Here is a 20,463-nt window from a genome sequence, read left to right as displayed (position 1 = left end):
TCGAAGGAGCTTCGACATGAGGTCCGGGACGCAAAAGGGAGCCGCGCTGCTCACGGCGATCGCTCTCTCCATCACGATGACGGCCGCCCGCGCCGAGGAGCCCACGTCCGCGCATGAGCTCGACCCGGTCGAGCGCGCGGAGGTGCTCTTCACGCGGGCGATGGAGCTCTCGGCCGAGGGGCGCGAAACGGAGGCCTGCCCCATGCTCGAAGAGAGCCTCCGCCTCGATGCCGCCATGGGTACGCGGTACAGGCTCGCGGAATGTTATGAAAAGACGAACCGACGCGAGGCCGCATGTCGGCTCTACACGGAGGTCGCGCGCGAGGCGCAGCGCGCCGGCATGAGCGAGCGGGAGAGCCGGGCCCGCCTGCGCGGCGAGGCGCTCTCGGCGATGCTCGCGCGGCTCGTCGTCTGGGTGCCGAAGGAGGTCGCGGAGACGCCCGAGCTCGAGGTGACGATCGACGGCAGGCCGCTCGATCGCGAGGCCTGGACCGGGGATCCGCTGCCGGTCGATCTCGGCGAGCACGTGCTCGAAGCCATGGCGCCCGGGCGAAAGCCCTACCGTCGCGTCGTGCCCGTGCACGACACGTCCGTGCCCATCGAGCTCAGCGTGCCCACGCTACGCGCCCAAAACGAGGCGCCCAAAACGAGGCGCGCGGAGGTCACGATTCCCTCGACGAACAGGAGCACAGAGACGGAGGCGCCGAGCGTGCGTGCCACGGTCGCGCTCGTGCTCGGGCTCGGCGGCGCTGGCGCGCTCCTCGCGAGCGCGGGCATCGCCGCGGCGGCGCTGGCGACGGGCGGTTTGTCCGAGCCGACGCGCGGCACGTCGGCGGTCGGCATCGGGATCGGCGGCGCGGGCCTCGTGGCCGCGGGCGTCCTTTGGCTCGTCACACCTCCGGCGAAGGCGAGGCGTGAAGGCGGCGCGGCGATGGCCATCGTACCGACCGTGGGCCCGCTCGGTGGTGGTGCTTCGCTCCTCGGACGATTCTGAGGCGCTCGTCCTTCCCCCGCGACGAGCCCCTTTGGTACCCTCCGTCGGCAACGATGGATGCACGGAGGGAGTTGTCATGCGAAACCTGACCCTGTCCGACCTGCGCGCCGGGCTTTTGGACCTGTTCCATCACCGCGACGAGGCGCTCGAGGCCACGCAGACGGGCAAGCTGTATGGCCCGATCCTGGCCGCCAAGCACAAGGCGATCGAGCACTTCGAAGACGCGAGCGGCAGGCCGGTCGGGGATCTGACCGAGGCCGACGCGCACCACGACGGGCTCGGCGCGGCGATCTGGCATTACACCGAGGCCGTGCTCTCCCATCCGTTCGTGCCCGAGGAGCGGCGCGCGGCCGCGCGTCGCATTCGCGAGGCGTTCATCCGGGACCTCGGCGTGCTCAGCGACAGCTACGCGGAGGAGGCGGCCGCGGCGAAGCAGAACCGGCCGAAGCTCGCGGAGCTCGAGGCCGATCTGCGCGCCGCCCCGACGCCCGACGGAAAGACGCTCTACGACTGGGCGAGCGCATTCGTGGAGCAAGGCGACAAACTCGCGCAGCTCCTCTCGACGCGCGGGCAGGCGACGGGCTTCGAGTCTTTCCGCCAGCAGACGGTGCTCCGCGTGACCACGATCGGCCAGCTCGGTCGGTTCCGGGCGGCGCTGCGCGACGAGCTGGTCGAGCACCCGGACCTGCCGCGTGATCTCGACGAGCGGATCTTCGGTGGCTTCGACGAGCTCACGCAGAAGCGCGCCGAGGCGAAGGAAAACGCGCGCAAGTAACGGGACGAGACGAGCCTATCCATTCCCTCCCCCCGGCCCCTCTCCCGCGCAGGAGAGGGGCGCAAGGGGACGAGGGGCTCAGCCCTTCGGCGCCACGAGCTTCGCGAGGTCCCGCGCCTGCTTGGCGTATTCGGTTTTTCCGAGCTTGTCGTAGCCCTTGGCGAGGTCCTCGTAGATCTCGACCATTTCGGGGGGCTCGGGCTTCGTGAGGATCGCGCTGTTCAGCTCGAAGATGGCCGAGTTTTGCCGGCCCGTGCGCGCGAGGGCCTTGGCGTAGAGGCGGTGGACCTTCGTGTTCGAGACGTCGACGTAAATCGCGCTCTCGCCCACCTTGACGGCCTCGTCCCAGAGGCCGCGCTCGGTGAGCAGCTCGAGCAGGCGCACCCATACACGCCGGTCGTGTTGATCGAGCAGCGCGAGCCGCCGCAATGCGTCGAGCTGCCCGGCGACGTCCTTTTGCTCCTTCGCGAGGTCGTAGAGGCCCTGGAGCGGCTCGGCCTGCGAGGGGTCGAACTTGAAGGCGGCCTCGAAGGAGGCCTTCACGCGCGCCTTGTCCTTGCGCAGCTCCGCGAGGTCGGCGGCCTTCATGCGCATGACGTAGCCGTCGTGGCCGTTCGACACCATCTTGTCGAGGATCCGCGCCGCCTCGTCGAGCTTCTTTTCGCCCATGGCGAGGCGCAGGCGCACGTAGTTCCCGTCGGGCTGCTTCGGATCGAGCGAGAGCGCCTCGTCGAGCACCGCGAGCGCCTCCGGCTTCTGCCCGTCCGCGAAGAGCGCGAGCGCGAGCTGCACGAGCTTCTTCGGGTTCTTCGGATCGGTACGAAGCGCCTTGCGCGCGTCGTCGAGCGGCGGCGCGTGCAGGTCCGGCACGTATTGCTTCTCGTAACGCGAGAGGCGCTTCTTCAGCCATTCGCGGAACTGCCGATCGACCTCGTCGTGCGGCACGCCGAGCGCGCCCTTGATGACGTCCGGCGTGCGCTCGCCTTTGCCCCAGCGCGGCAGCATGGCCGCGACTTTGTCGAATCCGTATTTGTCGGCCATGAAGACGACGAGCTGGCTCGCCGCGAAATAGGCCATGGTCACGTCCTCCACCGAGTCGACGTGGGTAAAGGCGCGGTTGAAGCCGTCGAGCGGCGGGATACGCCCGCCCTTCAGCGCAGCGAAGAGCGCGGGGTCCTCCTCGCGTTGCCATTCGGGCCGACGAATGATGGTCTCGTACTCGCTGAGCCCCTCGGTGAACCAGCGCGGGACGTGGCTCTTCGAATACTGGATCGCGAAGACGTGCCCGAGCTCGTGCCAGAGCACGTTGCCCCAGTTGAACGGGCCCGCCCCGGGCGAGAGCGCCGCGAGGGATTGGCCGAAGCAGACGCCCTGGATGCCGACGTTCGGCAGGCCGCTCGTGCGGATGCTGAAATGCTCCGAGTCGGCGTAGAGCTCGATCGAGACGGGCATCTTCGGGGTGAAGCCATACCGCTTCACCATCGAATCCCACGCCTCGTCGAGCATACGCGGCACGTACCGCTCGAGGACGGCCTTCTCCTCCTTGTGGTAACGAATGCGAAAGCGCGTGCCGTTCGACGCGACGTACTCCCCGGGGATCGTCTTCTCGAAGAGGTTCAGCGTGTTGTAGGCGCGGACGTTGAACCGATCCTTCTTCCACGACTTGCGGAGGGCATCGAGGCCGCCGTCGTCGTCGCCGAGGCGGATCTTGTTCAGGCCGAGCGTCGCGAACGCCTTCATGTCCTGCGCGTCGACCTGCGTGGCCTCGTCCATCATGCGGACGATGTCCTCGTACCGATGCTCCCACTCGGCGTACTCGGCGACGATCTGAAAGAACGCGGAGTACTCGGGGCAGAGCGAGAGGACCTGCTTCTTCGTGGCCTCGTAGCCCGCGAGATCGTCGGCGAGGAAGCGCGTCGCCGCCTTCATCGAGAGCAGCTCCAGGTTCGTCGGGTCGACCTCGAGCCCGCGCTTGACGGCCGCGTCGGCCGCCGCGATGTCCATCGTGCGCAGCGCGAGGCCGGCGCGGATCACGTACGCGGAGGTGAGGTTCGGGTTCACCTCGAGCGCCTGCTTGATCTCGCTCTCGGCCGCCTCGAAGTCCATGGCGTTCTCGAGCTTGACGCGCGCCATGGCGACGTGGACGCGCGGATCCTTGGGCGCGAGCTTCTGCGCGGCCTTGACGGACTGGCCCGCTTCGCCGGGGTTGTACTTGTCGAGGAAGAGCTCGGCGCGCCAGAGCAACGCCTCGACCCGCGTCTTCGCGCCCGCCTTCTCGGCCTCGCCGTACGCCTGGTTCGCGTCGTGCGCCGAGCGCAGGAGGTGCGCCGCGCGGCCGACGAGCGAGAGGCCTTCGGCGTCCCGATCGTTGATCGTGTCGTCGTTGTATGCCTCGACGATCCTGCGCAGCGGCACGCTCGCCGCGCCGCGTTTTCCGCTGCGGATCAAGAGCTCGCCGAGCACGAGCCGCGCCCTATGCGCCGTGTCCTCGTCCGCGACGTCCTTCACGGCGTCGATCGCTTCGCTCACCTTCCCTTGCGACGCGAGCGCCTCGGCGATGACGGGAGCGGCCTCTATCTTCGCGTCCTTGCCGAGCGATGCGGCGCTCTTCGCGGTCTTCACCGCGTCGGCGTAGCGGCCCTGCAGGAGCGCGAGGCGCGCCTTCTCGACGAGGGCCTGGGCGCGCTCGGGCCCGGACTTGACGCCGTCGAGCTCCTTCTCCGCGGCGGCGTAATCGCCCTTCTGCGCGAGGATCGCAGCGCGTCCGAGGACCTTGCCGGATGCTTCGTCCGCGAAGGATCCGGCGGGCGCGAGCAGGGTGGCGGCGAAGAGGGCAGCGAGGAAAGGACGGTTCGTACGCATGTTCGTCGGGCCGGAAAGGCAGGTTCTTTCTTACGACGCGGGCCGGCCCCTTTCCAGGGGCGACAGAGAGCCAGCAGACGAGCGGGGGCGCGAGGGCTCGACGTCGCTGGCTTTTGGACCGAAAGAAGTCTAGGAGGAGCGGCGCCGTGGGTGTGAGGGCATGCGAAACGGAACGCGCGCAAGAGCGCGAGGGCGCGCACGAGGACACGCGCCGGACGTCGCGACGCGTCAGCGAGCTCGTCGACCAGGGCCTCGTGGCGCGCGGGGAGATGGAGGCGCTCGAGCGGGTCGCAGAGCGCTTCAGCGTCGCCATCACGCCCGACCTCGTGGACCTCGTCACGCCGGGTGATCCGAACGACCCGATCGCGAAGCAGTTCCTGCCGAGCAAACGCGAGCTTCGGATCCTGCCGGAAGAACGCGTGGATCCGATCGGCGACGATCCGCACACGCCGGTCAAAGGGATCACGCACCGCTACCCCGATCGGCTGCTCCTGAAGCCGGTCCACGTCTGCCCCGCGTACTGCCGTTTCTGCTTCCGGCGCGAGAAGGTCGGGCCGGGCAGCGAGGTGCTGTCGCGCGAGGAGCTTGCGGCGGCGATCGACTACGTGCGCGCGCACGAGGAGGTGTGGGAGGTGATCCTGAGCGGGGGTGATCCGCTGATCCTGCCGCCCCGCAAGCTCGCCGAGATCACCGCGGCGCTCGCCGCGATCCCGCACGTGCGGATCTTGCGCGTACACACGCGTGTGCCGGTGATGGATCCCGGGCGCATCGACGCGGCGATGATCGCAGCGCTCCGCGTGCCGGACCTGACGACCTACCTCGTTTTGCACACCAACCATCCCCGCGAGCTTGGTCCGAAGGCGCGCGAGGCGTGCACGCGGATCGTGGACGCGGGGATCCCGATGCTCTCGCAGACGGTGCTCTTGCGCGGGGTGAACGCGGACGCCGAGACGCTGAAGGCGCTCTTCCGGGAGCTCGTCGTTTTACGGGTCAAACCGTATTACCTGCACCACGGGGATCTGGCGGTGGGGACGGGGCATTTCCGGACGAGCATCGCGGAGGGGCAATCGATCCTGCGCGAGCTCAGGCAGGGGTTGTCGGGGATCGCGCAGCCGACGTACGTGCTGGATATCCCGGGCGGCTACGGGAAGGTGCCGATCGGGCCGGAGTATCTCGGGCCGGAGGGCGAGGACGGGCGGCGGACCGTGGAGGATCCATGGGGGCGGCGGCATGTGTATCCGCCGGGGAGCGGGAAGACGGGGGGCTGAGATTTCATGAAAGTCGGCATCGTCGGGGCGGGCATGGTCGGGAGCGCGGCTGCGTATGCGCTCGCGATGCAGGGGATCGCGAGCGAGGTCGTGCTGGTCGACAAGGACGCGGACCTCGCGCTCGCTCAGGCCGAGGACATTTCGCACGCCGTGCCTTTCGTCTCTGCGACGACGGTTCGCGCCGGCTCCTACCGTGATCTGGACGGGACCTTCGTGGTGATCCTGGCCGCGGGCGTCAACCAGAAGCCTGGCGAGACGCGGCTCGAGCTTTTGGGTCGCAATGCGGCGGTCTTCCGTGAGGTCGTCGGCGAGGTGCTCGCCGTCTCGCCCGACACCATTTTGCTGATCGCCACGAACCCCGTCGACGTCATGACCCACGTGGCCACGCGTCTCTCGGGTTTGCCGGCGCGTCGGGTGATTGGATCGGGGACCATCCTCGACACGGCCCGGTTCCGCAGCCTGCTCGGCCGGCACCTCGGCATCGCGCCGCAATCGGTGCACGCTTATGTGCTGGGGGAGCACGGAGACAGCGAGGTGCTCGCGTGGTCGAATGCGCGCGCGGGCTCGCTCGCGCTGGTCTCGTTCGCGGATCAGGTCGGCAAGCCGCTCACCGAGGAGGTCCGGGCCGCCATCGACGACGGCGTGCGGAACGCTGCCTACAAGATCATCAAAGGCAAGGGCTCGACGTATTACGGCATCGGCGCGGGGCTCGCGCGTATCATCCGGGCCATCGCGCTCGACCAGCGGGACATCCTTTCGGTCTCGATCGTGACGCCGGAGGTCGTAGGCATCACGGAGGTCGCGCTCTCGATCCCCCGGGTGATCGGCGCGGCGGGCGTGCTCTCGGATCTGATGCCCGAGCTCGACGTCGCGGAGGCATCTGCGCTCGTACGCAGCGCGACGATCTTGAAGGAGAGCGCGGATTCCGTGCCGCTTTAATCGCGGGAGCGGAGCGGGCGGCGTCGGTGATCGACGCGCCACGCTCCGGCTCCAGCGTGAAGATGGGGGGTTCGTCAGGCGGGGCGTTTCAAAGCGGGCGCGTCATGCCTCGCGCGGGGTCTCCGCGTCCGGCTCGCCTGCGTTCTGCTGGTTCTTGCGGCGGGTGGCGACGCCCTTGTCCGCGTATTGCGTCCGGTACTGGATCGCGGACTCGAAGGTCGCGAGCAGGGCGGGCTTGTTCTCGTCCTTCGCGGTATCGAGGACGGTCTTGGCGAGCCTGCTGATCAACCCCTCGAGTTTGTCTTCGTAGTATACTTCGCTCTCCCGGAGGACCTCGGCGAGTTTGTCCGCCTCGGGGCGCTGGGCGCGGATCTGCTCCAGGGTCTGCGCCGTCTCGACGATCTCGGCATAACACTCCGGATGGATACGCGCCGCATTGCCGTGCTCGGGCATCGCGGCGGCGAGGTCGACGAGGACGCCGGTGCACCCTGGTTTCGAGCGCTTGAGCTTCGGAAGCTCGCCTTGTTTGACGTCGACGAGCTTGTTCTTGAGTGGCATCACGTCGACGACACCCTTGCCCGTATATTTTCCGATCGCATTCTCAGACATGGTCATCCTCCTTGTGCAGGGGAGTGGGCCCTGTGTGCGCGTTCGATGAAGCGCGGGGATTCATCCTTTGCCCGGAGCACATTTTTGGCGCGTCGGTAAACCGTGAGCGAGGTGCCGAGAGGTCCAAGGCATGCTCGCCGGGCTCGTCGGCAACAAGGAGGGCCTTGTCGACGGCCTCGCTGCGGTTGTCGACACCGTCGGGGGCTCCGTCGACATGCTCGACGGGCTCGTCGGCAACGGCTGGGTCTTCGTCGACATGCTCGCTGCGGTTGTCGGCACCGTCGGGGGCTCCGTCGACATGCTCGCTGCGGTTGTCGGCACCGTCGGGGGCTCCGTCGACATGCTCGCTGCGGTTGTCGGCACCGTCGGGGGCTCCGTCGACGGGCTCGCTGCGGTTGCCGGCAACGGCTGGGTCTTTGTCGACATGGTCGCCGCGCTTGTCGGCAACAGTCGGGAGCTCCGTCGACAGGCTCGCCGTGGTTGTCGGCAACGGCTGGGTCCTTGTCGACACGCTCGCCGCGCTTGTCGGCAACGGTCGGGGGCTCCGTCGACGGGCTCGCCGTGGTTGCCGGCAACGCCCGGTGACCGGGTCGTGCCACATGAACGGGGGCGCCGACCTTGGGGGGCGGTGGGTCGGGCGGTTCCTTCAGGAGTGCTTGGAAAGCCCGTTCAGCTCGGCCAGATCCTCGGCGCTCAAGACGATGGAGGCGCTCGCGAGGTTCTCCCTCAGATGCGCGATCGAAGACGTGCCGGGAATGAGCAGCACGTTGGGCGACCGCCGCAAGAGCCACGCAAGCGCCACTTGCATCGGCGTCGCCCCGAGACGTGCGGACACCGCGCTCAGCGCGCTCGATTGCAGCGGCGCAAACCCGCCGAGCGGGAAGAAGGGCACATACGCTATGCGGAGCGCGGCGAGCTCGTCAATGACGGCATCGTCGCCGCGGTGCGCCAGATTGTAGTGGTTCTGCACGCACACGATCTCCGTGAGCTTGCGTCCCTCCGTGATCTGCGCGGCCGTGACGTTGCTCAAGCCGATGTGCCGAATCAACCCGCGTCGCTGGAGTTCGGCGAGGGCCGTGAGCGGCGCTTCGATGGAGCCCTCCGCTGGGCCCTCGGCGCTGAACATCGCGCGAAGGTTTACGACGTCGAGCACGTCCAAGCCGAGGTTGCGGAGGTTGTCGTGAACCGCGCGCTCGATGTCGGTGGCGGAGAGTGCGGGTTCCCACGACCCCGTCGGGCCGCGCACGGCGCCGACCTTCGTGGCAATGACGAGGCCGTCGCGATACGGATGCAGCGCCTCGCGGATGATTTCGTTCGTGACGTGGGGACCGTAGATATCGCTGGTGTCGACGTGGTTGACGCCCTGAGCGACGGCCTCGCGCAGCACGGCGACGGCGGCCTTCCGATCCTTGGGGGGACCGAAGACGTTGGGGCCGGCGAGCTGCATGGCGCCGTAACCGAGACGACGAACGATGTGAGATCCGAGGCTGTAGGTGTCTGCGATGCGGAGGTCGGTCATGCTGTGGTCCTTGGAAGGGTGATTCGCCGCGGGATTTACGCATGAATTCACTGCGCGACAATCCTTCGCAAGCTGTACGGCCTGTGCGATGATCTGCACAGTCGATGGATGACCTCGCAGACCTCACCGCCTTCCTGACGGTTGCCCGTGAGGGTGGCTTTCGCAGCGCCGCACGTGCGGCGGGCACGAGCGCGTCCCGCATGGGCGACGCGGTTCGTCGACTGGAAGCCCGACTCGGAGTTCGGCTGCTCCATCGCACCACCCGCAGCGTCACACCCACCGACGCAGGAGCGCGCCTGCTCGAGCGGATCACCCCGGCGCTCGGCGAAGTGCGCGCTGCGCTGGACGTGGTCAACGACTTCCGCGATCGTCCCGCAGGTCGTCTGAAGCTCAACGTGCCGACCGCCGCTGCACGGCTCGTCCTTTCTCGTATCGTGCCGCCCTTCCTCGCGAAGTACCCCGACATCTGTCTCGAGGTGACCGCAGATGAGCGCCTCATCGACGTGGTCGCCGAAGGTTTCGACGCCGGCATCCGCTACGAAGACTGGCTCGAGAAGGACATGGTGGCGGTGCCCATCGGCCCGCGCGTCCAGCGTTACGCCGCAGCCGCGTCACCCGCATACCTTTCTCGCCGTGGTCCTCCCACACACCCACGTGAGCTGCTCGAACATGATTGCGTACGGTGGCGCTTCACGAACGGCCCACTTCATCCGTGGGAGTTCGAACGGGACGGAGAGACGATGAAAGTCGACCCAAAGGGCCCGCTGATCGTCGGTTTTGGTGGCGGTACGGAGTTCGCTGTGGAGGCCTCTGTGGCAGGTAGCGGGATCATCTATCTGTTCGAGGATTGGCTACGTCCCTTCATCGACCGAGGAGAGTTGGTCCCCGTGCTCCAACCGTGGTGGCTGAGCTTCCCCGGGCCTTTTCTTTACTACCCCGGTCGTCGGCACCTTCCGACGCCGCTGCGGGCCTTCGTGGACTTCGTCAGGTCGACGCAGCCTATGCGTTCGTCGACGTGACGCTCGTTCATAACCACCCGGCCAACCACACCTTCCCCCCGGTCTCCCCCAGGCTCACCCTCTCCTCGACGCACCTGGAGGGCGAATGGCACGGAGGACGGCGAAGCAATGGGCTCGGCTGGTCGCGGGGTGGCAGGACAGCGGCCTGACGGCTGGGGAGTTCGGCGCCAAGGTCAAGGTCGAGCCTTCAACGCCCTCGCACCATTCCGCTCGGGTCGTGGGTTTCCGCGCGGCCTTCCCCCCTCCGTTCACGACGAAGTAGTCGACGTCGCTGCTGACGTAGGAGCCGTAGTTCGGAGAGCCAGCCGTGATCCTGCGCGCGCGCTGAAACGCCTTCGCCCCCGACCCCTCTCCCGTCCCGAGAGGGGCCAGGAAGGTTTCTTCTTACGATGCGCGGCGGTAGACGAGGCGGCTCAGGGTGGCGATGACGTGGGCCATTCGATCGAGCCCCCGCGGATCGACGGTGCCGATGCAGCGCATGGCCTTGGCGACCTGGTAGGGCCCGTACGTAAACGGGGTACGGCGATGCGGCCAGAGCACGGAGAAGCCGCCCGCCGTGATGCGCGTGTGCGCCCCACGAGCTGTCGCGACGATGCTGAACATCTTCCGGTCGGCTGCATGGGGCTCTCCGACGGCAATTCCGACGAACGCCGCGAGGGCCCGCTCGAAGGACTCGGCAGCCGTTTCATCACGGTTCAAGGCAACCCTCTCGTCTGGCGAACGATCCTTGTCGGGTTCAGGGGTGCGTTGGTCAGTGCTTTCACGGCTTGAGGATTTCCTTGTCGAGTTTCTTTCCGATGGCGCGCAGGCGTGCATTGAGCTTCCGTCCTCGCACGGGAATGGCGTCTGAAAGTGCCGGCTGTAGCTTGCTGTAGAGCGGCGCCGCGGCAAGGACATCCTTGTCCGTATACAGGTCCGCTCGGGCAGGGAGCAGATACCGCGGGGGCGCTCCGTAGCGAGCCGGCAACAGCGCGCGTTTGACTTCCGCTGCGCTCGTGACATGAGCGATGAACGCGGTGGCATCGGGCAAGCACGTCTCGTCGCAGGTCGTCGAGATGGTCAGCATGTCTACCCACGCAAAGGGATGCGACCCCTTGTCGGAGAGCGGAAGCGGCTTCATCTCGATGTTCTTGAGGTCGAGGCACTCACCTTTGCGACAGGATTCGTGCTCCTCCAACGCGATGTAGTACAGACGCTCGGAGTATCCCACGAGGGCTCGACCACGCTTTCTCGCAAATTGTCGCGCGTAGAAGCCGGTTGCCTCGTGATAATCGGAATCGCGGCACATGCCTGTATCGCAGAGATTGATGGCTCTCTGAAGATTTGCGGTCGCGCTGCTGAGGAGGTTTGCGTCGAGCAGATACGGCTCTGCAGCGGTCAGGTCCCCGAGCTCATCAAGCGTGGCATCGAGGTACAGTTCTCCCAGGGTCAACTTGCCCTTCGCGTCGACCAGAAGTCCTTGATCCGGCGAATGCTTGGCTCCTATCAGCGACTCGACATCTTTGAGCGTGGCTGCGCTTCCAAGCTGGTCACCCGCTCGATAAAAGATGTAGTTCGTGCAGGCCCAATGGGGCAAGCCCCACCACTCATCCTTGGCTTTCGCAGAGTTCTCCGCGACCTGAACCATGGTGTTCGCGGGGGGGACCAGTTCCTTTGGAAGCGCCTGGATGCGCTTCTGGTCGATGAAGTCAGCCAAGAAGACGCCGTCGAGTTCGTAGACCTGTGCGTTGGTATTTGTGATCGCCTGGGGCTCGTCCTCGTTGTAGTAATTGGCAGAGAGGTCGATGATCTGTAGGTCGACGTCGGGGTGGGCGCGCTCGAAGCTGTGTTCGATATCGGAAAAGAGGCTCTGGGAATCAGGCAGGAAGGGGTAGAGGGCGACGGTCAACGTACGTCGAGGAGCAGGGGCACAGTCTGCCTTCGCGTTCGCCCCGGCGGCTGGGGTCGCCGCCGGCGCGTCGGGAGCGGGGGCCACGGTGGGCGCACATCCGAGAAGGAGTGCGAATACGGCTGTCAGGGCAGTGCTACGGATGATGGTGAATGGCATGACGTCTCTCCCTCCCGTCTCAGTTTCCGTCGGTCGAACGATCATCTGCTGTCAGTTCCGAAGCCCTTCGTCGAATCTATCGGCTTGTTCGGCGCGTGTGCCCAGTTCATCGGGTCCGAAATTCGGCAGCGAAAAAGCTCGCTGCGGCCGCGGTTATTTCGCTCGTGCTTTTAGCACGGCATGCTCCGCCAATAGCAGCAACCGTTTGCCAGCCATACTTGGGCGCATCGGCTACCCACGCGGCGGTGCGTGCCGCCCACGCGGCCTCCTTTGGGGGCACCCTCCACGCTGCCATTGCCTGGTGGGCCGCAGCCGACATGGTCTCCGCTGCAGCATCCGCGTGCTGCTTGCATGGACACGCGGCCCATGCCTCGGCCGCCTCGACCGCGCGGAGCGGCTCCGCGCGGTCAGGGTAGGCGTCGGTCCATAACGTCACAACCTCTCGGGCCAACGAAATGGCCAGCCGAGTCATGACGCGTTTCCACAGGTCGGCATCGTGCGGGCCGGGCGCCTGCGCCAGCATAGCTTTTACCAACGGGCTCGCGAGAAGAGCGTCATCCTTATGGACAGTCGAGTTCGCGTCATCGGCGCCCGCTCCGAAGAGCTCGAGAGCGCGTGCGACCACGACCGCCGCGAGCGCTTCCGGCAACACGTGTGATGTAGTCATCTGCGAACCTTGATCACGCCGCCGAACGCTCGGCTCACCCGCGTGCAACGGAGGGTGCCATCAGGCGCCACGGAGTTGACCGCCGTCGGGCGCAGCCGTGCGTTGGGCGGTTCATGCGGATGCAACCGGCAGAAGGCTTTCATGCGCGATCAACCCCCGAGGAATTCGCTCGTCACCCGCACAAACTCGTCGGGATGCGTCCAGATGAGCGCGTGACCAGCGCCATCGATCATGACGAGCCGAGACCCGGTGATTCCGTCGTGGAGCATCTTCGCGTGGTGGAATGGGACCGCGTCATCGTTCGAGGCGGCGACGACGAGCGTCGGACATCTGATCTGGGCCAGGCGGCGCCTGCTGTCGAACGCCATCGCCTCCCTCCACGCGGATACCATCAACTTGTCGTCCTGGTTCGCCATGAGGCCGACAACCCAGTCGGCACGCTCCTTGGCAAGCTGCTTCAACCCTTGTGAGGCGACGAGCTTCGCAAACCGCCTCATGCCAAGGGCGAGGACGAGAAATGGCACGAGGTGGCCTTCGATCCTCTCGCGAAAGGTCGCCATGTTGAAGGCGTAGGTGCATGCGAGCACGAGGTGGTCGCATCGACGGGGGTGGTCGAGGACCAGTTGTTGCGCAATTGCACCGCCCTGCGAATAGCCGAGCACCGCGGTAGAATCGATGCCCAGATGGTCGAGCAGGCGCGACAGGTCAGAGGCAAGCTGTGCCGCCGTATACGGCGGCGCAAGTCCCCGGCTCCGCCCGTGGCCACGCAGGTCTGGAACAATCACGCGATGCCGAGCTGCGAGATGTTCGATGACCGGCTCGAACATCTCCCCCGTGATCATCAGCCCATGTATGAGCAGGAGGGGCGGTCCCGATCCGCGCTCGGTGAAGTAGACGAGATCTGAGGGCACCGGAACAGGGTTCATGGCAGCACGTTTCTGGGCGAGAGACGCCCAGCGCCAGCTTCTGCCGCCGCACGAAGCGCGGTTGGCAGCTTCGTCACCTGCATTGTATTGTTAGGCTCCTGGCGCTGAGACGCTGCCGCCCAGCGCCCCGCGAAGTCTTTCGTAGAGGTGCTTTGCTAAACCGAGAGCGGGTAGGCCGGCGACCTGCCCGTCGCCGAGCTCGATGACGGTCCAGCGACCCTCCTCGCGGAGAGCGACATCCATGGTGAAGAAGCGACTCCGGACGCGGCTCGCCACGTGGTGCATCCAGTCGCTCGGCGGCGGCGCCGGTGGCGTAGCCAGGTCGCCCCAGTAGGGGTGAACCAGGAGCAGTTCACCATCGCACCAGAACGTACGCACCTCGGCGGCCAGAGGCATCGCGCTCCGCGGATGACGACCGACGATCCGGAGCGGTACGTACTCCCTGAAGACAAGCCCCTCGTTCAGCTCCTCGCCCTGGAGCTCCATGAATCGCCGGACGACTCTCTCGACGGCGGGTCGGTCCTCGGCGTTCGGGATGAAGCAGGCCTCGTTCCAATAGTGCTTCTGGGACTTCACAAAGTCCTTGACGATGACCGGACCCGAGCCGAAAAGCCGCAGCCGCTCGAACACTTGGCTGAAGTCGACCGGTCCTTGCAGCGGAAGCCACGTGGTCCGCGGGGTGTCTCCCTCGAGCGCGGAGTAACTTTCTGGCAAGTGGTGGCAGAACCGATACGCGTCCGGGTCGTTCACCAGGGATACTCCCCGTGCGGTGAGCGCCGCATGGAACGCTGCATAATGCTGGGCACGCATCATCCAGCCTCGATAGACCGCCGTCGCCGGCTGTGTGGGCACATGACATACCGCCCCCGAAGCGTCGCCTTCCGACGCCCTGGTATGGTCGATGAAGGCCGTGGAGAAGCCCGCGCCCTTCGCCGCGGTGTGCTCCTCGGCAAAGTCGGCATCGACCTCGCGGGGATTGAACGGCTGACTGCAAAAGATGATCGTGTTCATAGAATGAGCTTAACGACACGGTCTGCTGCCCGTACGGTCAGCAGCACCGGCTTGTTAGACCGGCTTCGGCTTGCATTCGGCATACGGTTTCTCCGTCAGCACGAGGTTCTCGCACACGAGAAGGTCGCTCGGATCCTCCGGCATCTCGTTCGCAGGGATGTCGACGACTCGTCCACGGCCTGGAACCTCACGTATGTGTGTTGTGATCAGCTTCATCAGGCGCGGTTCTGCGAACGCGAAATAACCCTGCTCGCTCAATGCATCCGCAAGTTGGACGCAGCGCCGGGGATCCGCCCATTCGTGCGGGCCACAGAGGTATTCCTTGAGCTCCGGGAAGACCTGCCACGGATGTCGGCTGCTGACGATGAACTCTCCAACCCCAAACGAGGTGAACGCGCGCCTGCCTCTCGGACCAAAATCGACCCGAACACGGCGACCATCTCGGAGATTCTTGATGTCGAACTCGAGCCCGTGGAAGTGGAACCCCCATTCGCCATCCGCCGTCCTGTCGATGGCAACGAGCCCCGGATCGTCCCGGCGCCGGCCGAGGATCCAGTACTCGAACGGATCGATGCCGATGGCCTGAGCAACGAGTGGGATCCGTTCTCGCTGACGAGCCACCAGCTCGACCGCCGCTGCCAAAAATTGGCACGCAAGCTCGGTCATCCCTGTGGCCTCTGCTCTCCCGGTCCAACGTTGCGGTGTGCCGCGGGCACGCAGCGCCGTCGGCACCAGCGCCGGGTTGGGCAGCTTTCCGTGTGCAAGTTATCGGTGCTCACGGAGACGTATGCTATCCACTGCACGGAACGGCCCTCCAGGTCACCCTCTTTGGTACCGACGTCTCGCCGACAATCTCGGCCAAGACGTGCTCTGTCAGGGATAGGTCGCAGTTGCGGCCGCCACACCGCACGCTTGCCCAAGAGGCCGCGGGCAGACCCTCCGTTGGGCGGTGCTGCGCCCTTATTTCGTTCCACGTGGCAAGTCGACGAGCGTGGGGCGGTACGTCTCCATGGCTTCTCCCCAGCAGCGCACCTCGCCGGACGTGGAGAGTGTGCAGGTCGTGCCGGAATGGCCGTCCGCTCGCTCTCCATCCTCTTTCACGTCGCCGAGTGTCACGGCCCCACCAGCGCATACGCGACGTGCCTCCGCTCCCCGTACCGACGGCGCCGACGGCTCAGGGCGGCGCTTGGGGCCATCTTCCCCCAGTTGGCCGGACTCGTTACTTCCCCAGCACGAGAGACGGCCTTTCCCATCGCGAATGCACACGTGTCCGCCACTGCCACCTGCGCGGACCTCGACGATATCCGCGGGCAAGGACGGAACCAGCGTGGGGTGCTCGAGCCAATGGCTCCTGTGCGCGACATCGCGCCAGCCCCAGCAGAGGACTTCGTCATTGCAGCTCAACGCGCAGGTGAACTCGTCGCCTGCGGTGAGTTGCTTCGCGCAGAGCCCGGCTATAGGCCTGGGTCCGAACGGCTTGACGGCCTCGCCCCAGCACCTCACCTCACCGGTGGTGAGCCGCGCGCACGTGTGCTCGGCGCCGAGCGCGAGCTCCTCGACCCCAGCCAGTCCCTCGATCACGCGAGGCACGGAGCTCCCTTCCCGCAGGTGCGGCTGATAGTCATTCATGCCCCAGCAGACCACGCGCTTGCTCGCCAGGATAGCGCACGTGTGCACGCCCCCTGCGCTGACGGCCGTGGCCGGTTCGGGAAGCCCCACCACAGAAACGGCCCGGAGTCGATCGCTGTCGTTGCGGATAATCCCGGACGGATCCGCGCCGGCGAGCTCCGCGCCGTCTCCGACCTGACCGTAGGGGTTGGATCCCCAGCAGGCGATCCTCCCGCCTTGGACGAGCGCACACGCGTGGGAGGTTCCTGCAGTGATCGCCGACACCGATGCGAGCGCTACGACGGGCCACCGCGGTGGAACGACCTTGTTCGCACGTGCACCCGTCCCAAGCTGTCCATTGTCGTTCCGGCCCCAGCACCACACGTTGCCATCGGCGGTGAGTGCGCAGGCGAAGGCAGCGCCACAAGCGATGCTCTTCACGTCACGAGGCGCCGATACTTCCATGGTAGCCTCCTCGAAAACCGGTTTGGCGGCCTTCCTGCATCCTGACGGACCAAACGCCAAAAGGATGAGGATCCACGACGATACGGCGTTCGCTGTGCCCACGGGCAAATGGAAGCTCTTCATCGCGCTCGAACGCCCTCGCCTGCAGGCGCATTCCGCTCACGGCGTGGTACCTGGGTGCGGCCTTGGGGTCTTCGCCCGCCCAACCATGTAATTAGACCGTCGCCGCATAACCACCTCTCCGCGCTGGTTAGCCCCCTGCGGCCTAATCTCGCAATCCAAGGGAATACACAGCGACTGCATAGCGCGCCTGTTTCGGGGATTCGGCAGCGCCCGCGCATCACGATCGGCGGCATGAGATCCGTGCCAGCAACCACGCGCTCGGAGGAGGCCGCGGTACGTTGTGACCATGCACGTTTCAAGTCTCAGACACGCAACTCTTCGCGCCCCGGATCGGCGCTACGGCTCACCACCCCGCGGCGTGAACGTGGCTCGTTGACCAGAAGCTCCCAGCATCACCCAGGCCCACAAAAGTATCGTTCTCACGACACGGCCCCAATCCGCAAGACAAATGTAGAACCCTTCGGCACCACACATCATACCCTCTGGGCCCTGCCGATGCTCCGCGCCCGTTCGCGCACCGCTCAAGGATAGCCGTGGCGAGCCTCCTCCGAATCCGGCGAGCCGGGGGTAGCTCCTTGATCACGGCGTCGATTGCGTCGTTGATCTCTCCGACGAACCCAAGCGCGCCGAACGCGCGCAGGCACTCTGGAACCCGGGCGCGCCTTCCCCTTCAAGCCCTGCGACGTGCGCGCCCTCCGCCTCTGCCTCCGCTCGTTCGTCGCGCACTTTGACGGCAGGCACCATCCGCGCCTACCATCGCTCCCCGAGCATGCCGCTCCTGCGCTCCCAAGACGTCGATCTCCGCGACCTCGCGCGCGGCGCGCCCACACTTTCAGACGCGTGGGGCAGCCCCACCGGCGCACGCCTCGCCAGGCTGCTCGGCGTGGGTGGCATGTCGAGCGTCTTCCTCGCCGAGGTCGATCCCGGAAGGCGATCGAGCGCGCTCTCGCCGCTCTGTCCGCCCCGCATCGCCGTGAAGGTCATGAAGCCGGCCATGGTGTCGGACCTCATGCAAGAGGGCATCTTCGCGGGTCAGCTCGCGGAGCGCGAAGCCACGGCGCTGAGCCGCATCATGGACCGCACGCCGCCCACCGAGTTCGTCGTGGGCTTCTACGGCATGGGCGAGGCGCCCGTCGACGTGCGCGGTCGGACCGTGAAGCTGCCATGGCTCGCGCTCGAATACGTCGACGGCGGGCCCGATGGATCGTCGCTCGCCGATCGCGTCACGCGCGCGCCCGACGGCTGTGATCCGATCCGCGCCCTGCGCCTCTGCCGCGGCATCGTGGAGGGCGTGCTCGCGCTCCACGACGAGGGCATCATCCATCGCGATCTCAAGCCCGACAACGTGCTCATCGTCGGGCCCATCGGCGACGAGACGCCGAAGATCGCCGACTGCGGCATCGCCCGCGTCGCCGACGCGACCTACACGATCGCCGCGCTCACGCGCGAGTACGCGGGCACCGAGCAGTGGCTCTCGCGCCCCGGCGAGAAGAACCCGCTCATCGGCCCGTGGACCGACGTGCACGCGCTCGCCGCCGTCGTGTGGTTCGTCCTCGGAGGCGAGCACTGGTGCCGCGGGCCCTGGGACAACGGCTTTCTCGTCACCGGCGAGCGCCGATCGCTCGTGACAGCGCCGCGCCTGCATCCCGGCTTCGCCACCGATCGCGCGACGCTCACCGAGCTCGATCGCGTGCTCGGCAAGGGCGCTTCACCGGCCCTGCCCGAGCCGCTACGCAACGAGGAGGCCGCGCATGCGCTCGCCCCGCGCGAGGCGCCTTCCCGCTTCGACTCGGCCCGCGCTTTCGCCGATGCGCTCTTGCCGCTGCTCGAATCGGCGGCCTCGCGCTGGAAGGCCCGCGCCGCCCGCGAGGATCGCGCGACGACCGCGTTCCGCACGACGCAGGCGCTCGCGGCCCCCGCGGTGACGCTGGAGCCGACCGCGGAGATCGTCGAGCTCCAGCCCGTCGAGATCAAGGGCGTGCTGCTGCCGCCGCTCCGGCCCGGCAACATCGCGTTCCAGCCCGACGGCCGCGCGCTCGCGCGCTTCGGCGGGCGGCTGATGTACCTCTGGGGTCCACGCGCCTTGCCCATCCCCGTCGGGCCCACGGACGCGCCGATCGTCGCCGCGACGACGTTCGTCGTGCGTGGTCCTCACGCGGGCTTCGCGCTCGTCGGGCCCTCGCACGTACGGCTCGTGCGACCCGGTCAGATCGTGCCGCTCGTGTTGCCTCCACGCGAGAGCCCGATCGAAGCCGCGCTCGGGGATGGGCAGACGTTCGCCGTCGTCACGGCAGCCGTCGAGGGCGACGAGGACAGCTTGCCCGAGCTCTGGTTGTGGAACGACGAGGCGTGGTCCAAGCCCGTCGCGCTGCCCCTCTCGGGCCACGTGATCGCGCTCTCCTCGGGCCCTTATGGCATGCTCGTCGTGGGCGCGAACGCGAAGGGCACGCGTGGGCGCGCGTTGTTCGCGAGCTACGACGGGCAGACGACGGTGTACGCGACGGGCGTGCAGGACAAACCCGCGCTGTTTGCGGCGCTTTGCAGCGGCGAGCGCCTCGCGTGGGCGGCGGGCGAAGGCTTCGTGCTCGGCCTGGATCGCGGCGCGGTGATGCCCGAGGAGGTCGAGGCCAAGGATCGGCCGGTGGCGATGGCGCTCGATCCGGTGGGCCTGCCGTGGCTCGTGACGATGTCCTCGGTGATGCGGCGACAAGCGGGCTCGACGTCGCCGGTCTGGCGGACGATGTACGAGAAGGATGCGGGCGCGCCGCCGCTCGTCGGCATCACGTTCACGCACGAGGGGGCGCGTGTCATGGACGCGCGCGGCGGCGGGGCGAACCTCGTGCCGCGCGACATCGGGAGCTGGCAGAGCACGTCCGCGGTGCTCGATCAGGGCGCGTAGGCCCGATCGCTTGACCACCAACGAAACCTGTGGCTCGACTCGGGGTATGAAGCGCGCCCTCGCCGTCCCCGCCGCCCTCCTCACGCTCGGCCTCGCGTCCGAGGCGCATGCTGATTACGAAGTCTGGCTCTGGTCGGAGAACCGCGTGCCGATCGTCCGGACGGACAAGCCGACGTTCCCCCGCATCGACCTGCGCGTGTACGCCGAGTCGCGCATGAACGGTCGAAGCGGGGGGCTGCACCAGTCGTTCCTCCGGACGGGGCCGCTGTTTTTCCTGACGGACTTCCTGTTCGTGGGGGTCCACGGGACGATTTACGCCGATCGCTTGCCGACGGGGGCATTCGCGCAGGAGGCGCGCTTCGAGTTCGAGCCGAATTTCTTCGGGCGGATCGGCGATTTCACGTGGAACGACCGCAACCGCTTCGAGGCGAGGTTTCGCGATACGGAGACGAGGTATCGGTACCGCAATCAGCTCCGGATCAACTACGCGCCGAAGGGCGCCAAATGGATCCCGTTCGTCTGGGACGAGGTGCTCGTGGACCTCTCGGGGCTCGGCCTGAACCAGAACCGCGCGCTGATCGGCCTTGCGCGCATGCTCTCGCCCCAGACGCGCCTCGACGCGGGCTTCATGCTCCGAAGCCGGGAGGATGCTTCGGGATGGACGCACGATAGGGTGTTTTTCATGGCGCTCTTCTTCGACGTGCAGCCGCCGGGGAAGTGATGCGGGGAGCG

The 20,463-nt window shown here is 66.9% G+C and carries 17 protein-coding genes and 1 pseudogene; 7 read left to right on the top strand and 11 right to left on the bottom strand.

The annotated features are described in order from the left end of the window. Positions 1-16 precede the first annotated feature (16 nt). Together QHF89_RS20165 and QHF89_RS20160 are read left to right on the top strand one after the other, a co-directional pair. Positions 17-994, top strand: a complete 978-nt coding sequence (locus tag QHF89_RS20165) for a hypothetical protein (RefSeq protein ID WP_136966342.1) — start codon at positions 17-19, stop codon at positions 992-994. Positions 995-1,070: 76 nt separating this feature from the next. Beyond that, the gene (locus tag QHF89_RS20160; protein WP_136966343.1) at positions 1,071-1,769 is read left to right on the top strand and encodes a hypothetical protein; all 699 of its coding nucleotides are present in this window, start codon (positions 1,071-1,073) and stop codon (positions 1,767-1,769) included. Between the two features lie 78 nt (positions 1,770-1,847). Here QHF89_RS20160 and QHF89_RS20155 read toward each other — a convergent pair whose 3' ends face one another. Continuing rightward, positions 1,848-4,631 carry a tetratricopeptide repeat protein gene (locus QHF89_RS20155; protein ID WP_136966344.1) on the bottom strand — a complete coding sequence of 928 codons (2,784 nt, stop codon included), beginning with the start codon at positions 4,629-4,631 and terminating at the stop codon, positions 1,848-1,850. 152 nt (positions 4,632-4,783) lie between these two features. On the opposite strand from QHF89_RS20155, the gene QHF89_RS20150 reads away from it, so the two are divergent. Beyond that, the gene (locus QHF89_RS20150; RefSeq protein ID WP_342763968.1) at positions 4,784-5,899 is read left to right on the top strand and encodes a lysine-2,3-aminomutase-like protein; all 1,116 of its coding nucleotides are present in this window, start codon (positions 4,784-4,786) and stop codon (positions 5,897-5,899) included. A 6-nt stretch (positions 5,900-5,905) separates the two neighbouring features. Next, positions 5,906-6,838: an L-lactate dehydrogenase gene (locus QHF89_RS20145; protein ID WP_136966346.1), complete on the top strand. Its 933-nt coding sequence runs from the start codon at positions 5,906-5,908 to the stop codon at positions 6,836-6,838. 102 nt (positions 6,839-6,940) lie between these two features. Here the strand turns inward: QHF89_RS20145 and QHF89_RS20140 are convergent, their stop codons facing one another. The 3 genes from QHF89_RS20140 to QHF89_RS20130 all read right to left on the bottom strand — a co-directional run bounded on the left by QHF89_RS20140 (position 6,941) and on the right by QHF89_RS20130 (position 8,966). Further along, positions 6,941-7,447 (bottom strand): hypothetical protein, encoded by a 507-nt coding sequence (locus QHF89_RS20140; protein ID WP_136966347.1) that lies wholly within the window; start codon positions 7,445-7,447, stop codon positions 6,941-6,943. Then, a complete protein-coding gene (locus QHF89_RS20135) occupies positions 7,440-7,937 on the bottom strand; it encodes a hypothetical protein (RefSeq protein WP_136966348.1) in 498 nt (165 codons plus the stop codon). The genes QHF89_RS20140 and QHF89_RS20135 overlap by 8 nt, the downstream gene beginning before the upstream one ends. A 156-nt stretch (positions 7,938-8,093) precedes the next feature. Beyond that, complete coding sequence (locus QHF89_RS20130; RefSeq protein ID WP_136966349.1) at positions 8,094-8,966, bottom strand: aldo/keto reductase family oxidoreductase; 873 nt, start codon at positions 8,964-8,966, stop codon at positions 8,094-8,096. Positions 8,967-9,070: 104 nt separating this feature from the next. Between QHF89_RS20130 and QHF89_RS20125 the strand changes: the two genes are divergently transcribed. Then, positions 9,071-9,985 (top strand): LysR family transcriptional regulator, encoded by a 915-nt coding sequence (locus QHF89_RS20125; protein WP_136966350.1) that lies wholly within the window; start codon positions 9,071-9,073, stop codon positions 9,983-9,985. A gap of 384 nt (positions 9,986-10,369) precedes the next feature. On the opposite strand, the gene QHF89_RS20120 is transcribed toward QHF89_RS20125, so the two are convergent. The 7 genes and pseudogenes from QHF89_RS20120 to QHF89_RS50210 form a co-directional block, all read right to left on the bottom strand. Continuing rightward, complete coding sequence (locus QHF89_RS20120; protein ID WP_136966351.1) at positions 10,370-10,684, bottom strand: hypothetical protein; 315 nt, start codon at positions 10,682-10,684, stop codon at positions 10,370-10,372. Between the two features lie 61 nt (positions 10,685-10,745). Next, positions 10,746-11,873, bottom strand: a complete 1,128-nt coding sequence (locus QHF89_RS20115; protein ID WP_136966352.1) for a type 2 periplasmic-binding domain-containing protein — start codon at positions 11,871-11,873, stop codon at positions 10,746-10,748. A 975-nt stretch (positions 11,874-12,848) separates the two neighbouring features. Continuing rightward, entirely contained in the window at positions 12,849-13,625 is a 777-nt protein-coding gene (locus QHF89_RS20110) for an alpha/beta fold hydrolase (RefSeq protein ID WP_136966353.1), read from the bottom strand. 90 nt (positions 13,626-13,715) lie between these two features. After that, the gene (locus tag QHF89_RS20105; RefSeq protein ID WP_136966354.1) at positions 13,716-14,636 is read right to left on the bottom strand and encodes an ATP-grasp domain-containing protein; all 921 of its coding nucleotides are present in this window, start codon (positions 14,634-14,636) and stop codon (positions 13,716-13,718) included. Positions 14,637-14,690: 54 nt separating this feature from the next. Further along, positions 14,691-15,302, bottom strand: coding sequence for a DUF6896 domain-containing protein (locus QHF89_RS20100; RefSeq protein WP_136966355.1), 612 nt, complete (start codon positions 15,300-15,302; stop codon positions 14,691-14,693). 294 nt (positions 15,303-15,596) lie between these two features. Beyond that, a complete protein-coding gene (locus QHF89_RS20095; protein WP_284720714.1) occupies positions 15,597-16,355 on the bottom strand; it encodes an RCC1 domain-containing protein in 759 nt (252 codons plus the stop codon). A 96-nt stretch (positions 16,356-16,451) separates the two neighbouring features. After that, positions 16,452-16,709 (bottom strand): annotated as a pseudogene (locus QHF89_RS50210) (RCC1 repeat-containing protein); the annotation flags it as partial. A gap of 892 nt (positions 16,710-17,601) precedes the next feature. Here QHF89_RS50210 and QHF89_RS20090 point away from each other — a divergent pair. Next, a complete protein-coding gene (locus QHF89_RS20090; RefSeq protein ID WP_136966357.1) occupies positions 17,602-19,731 on the top strand; it encodes a protein kinase domain-containing protein in 2,130 nt (709 codons plus the stop codon). Positions 19,732-19,777: 46 nt separating this feature from the next. After that, the gene (locus QHF89_RS20085; RefSeq protein WP_170228780.1) at positions 19,778-20,452 is read left to right on the top strand and encodes a DUF2490 domain-containing protein; all 675 of its coding nucleotides are present in this window, start codon (positions 19,778-19,780) and stop codon (positions 20,450-20,452) included. Positions 20,453-20,463: the final 11 nt, after the last annotated feature.

The organism is Polyangium sorediatum (genome assembly GCF_029946465.1).
In the GTDB taxonomy this organism is placed as follows: Bacteria; Myxococcota_A; Polyangia; order Polyangiales; family Polyangiaceae; genus Polyangium; species Polyangium fumosum.
The sequence above is the reverse complement of the archived record's forward strand: the minus strand, read 5'-3'. Positions and strand labels throughout refer to the sequence as shown.

Bases quoted from the DNA above. Each gene is read 5' to 3' on its own strand.
- QHF89_RS20165 (WP_136966342.1), top strand. From the start codon at position 17: ATGAGGTCCGGGACGCAAAAGGGAGCCGCGCTGCTCACGGCGATCGCT.
- QHF89_RS20160 (WP_136966343.1), top strand. From the start codon at position 1,071: ATGCGAAACCTGACCCTGTCCGACCTGCGCGCCGGGCTTTTGGACCTG.
- QHF89_RS20155 (WP_136966344.1), bottom strand. From the start codon at position 4,631: ATGCGTACGAACCGTCCTTTCCTCGCTGCCCTCTTCGCCGCCACCCTG.
- QHF89_RS20145 (WP_136966346.1), top strand. From the start codon at position 5,906: ATGAAAGTCGGCATCGTCGGGGCGGGCATGGTCGGGAGCGCGGCTGCG.
- QHF89_RS20140 (WP_136966347.1), bottom strand. From the start codon at position 7,447: ATGTCTGAGAATGCGATCGGAAAATATACGGGCAAGGGTGTCGTCGAC.
- QHF89_RS20130 (WP_136966349.1), bottom strand. From the start codon at position 8,966: ATGACCGACCTCCGCATCGCAGACACCTACAGCCTCGGATCTCACATC.
- QHF89_RS20125 (WP_136966350.1), top strand. From the start codon at position 9,071: ATGGATGACCTCGCAGACCTCACCGCCTTCCTGACGGTTGCCCGTGAG.
- QHF89_RS20110 (WP_136966353.1), bottom strand. From the start codon at position 13,625: ATGAACCCTGTTCCGGTGCCCTCAGATCTCGTCTACTTCACCGAGCGC.
- QHF89_RS20105 (WP_136966354.1), bottom strand. From the start codon at position 14,636: ATGAACACGATCATCTTTTGCAGTCAGCCGTTCAATCCCCGCGAGGTC.
- QHF89_RS20100 (WP_136966355.1), bottom strand. From the start codon at position 15,302: ATGACCGAGCTTGCGTGCCAATTTTTGGCAGCGGCGGTCGAGCTGGTG.
- QHF89_RS20090 (WP_136966357.1), top strand. From the start codon at position 17,602: ATGCCGCTCCTGCGCTCCCAAGACGTCGATCTCCGCGACCTCGCGCGC.
- QHF89_RS20085 (WP_170228780.1), top strand. From the start codon at position 19,778: ATGAAGCGCGCCCTCGCCGTCCCCGCCGCCCTCCTCACGCTCGGCCTC.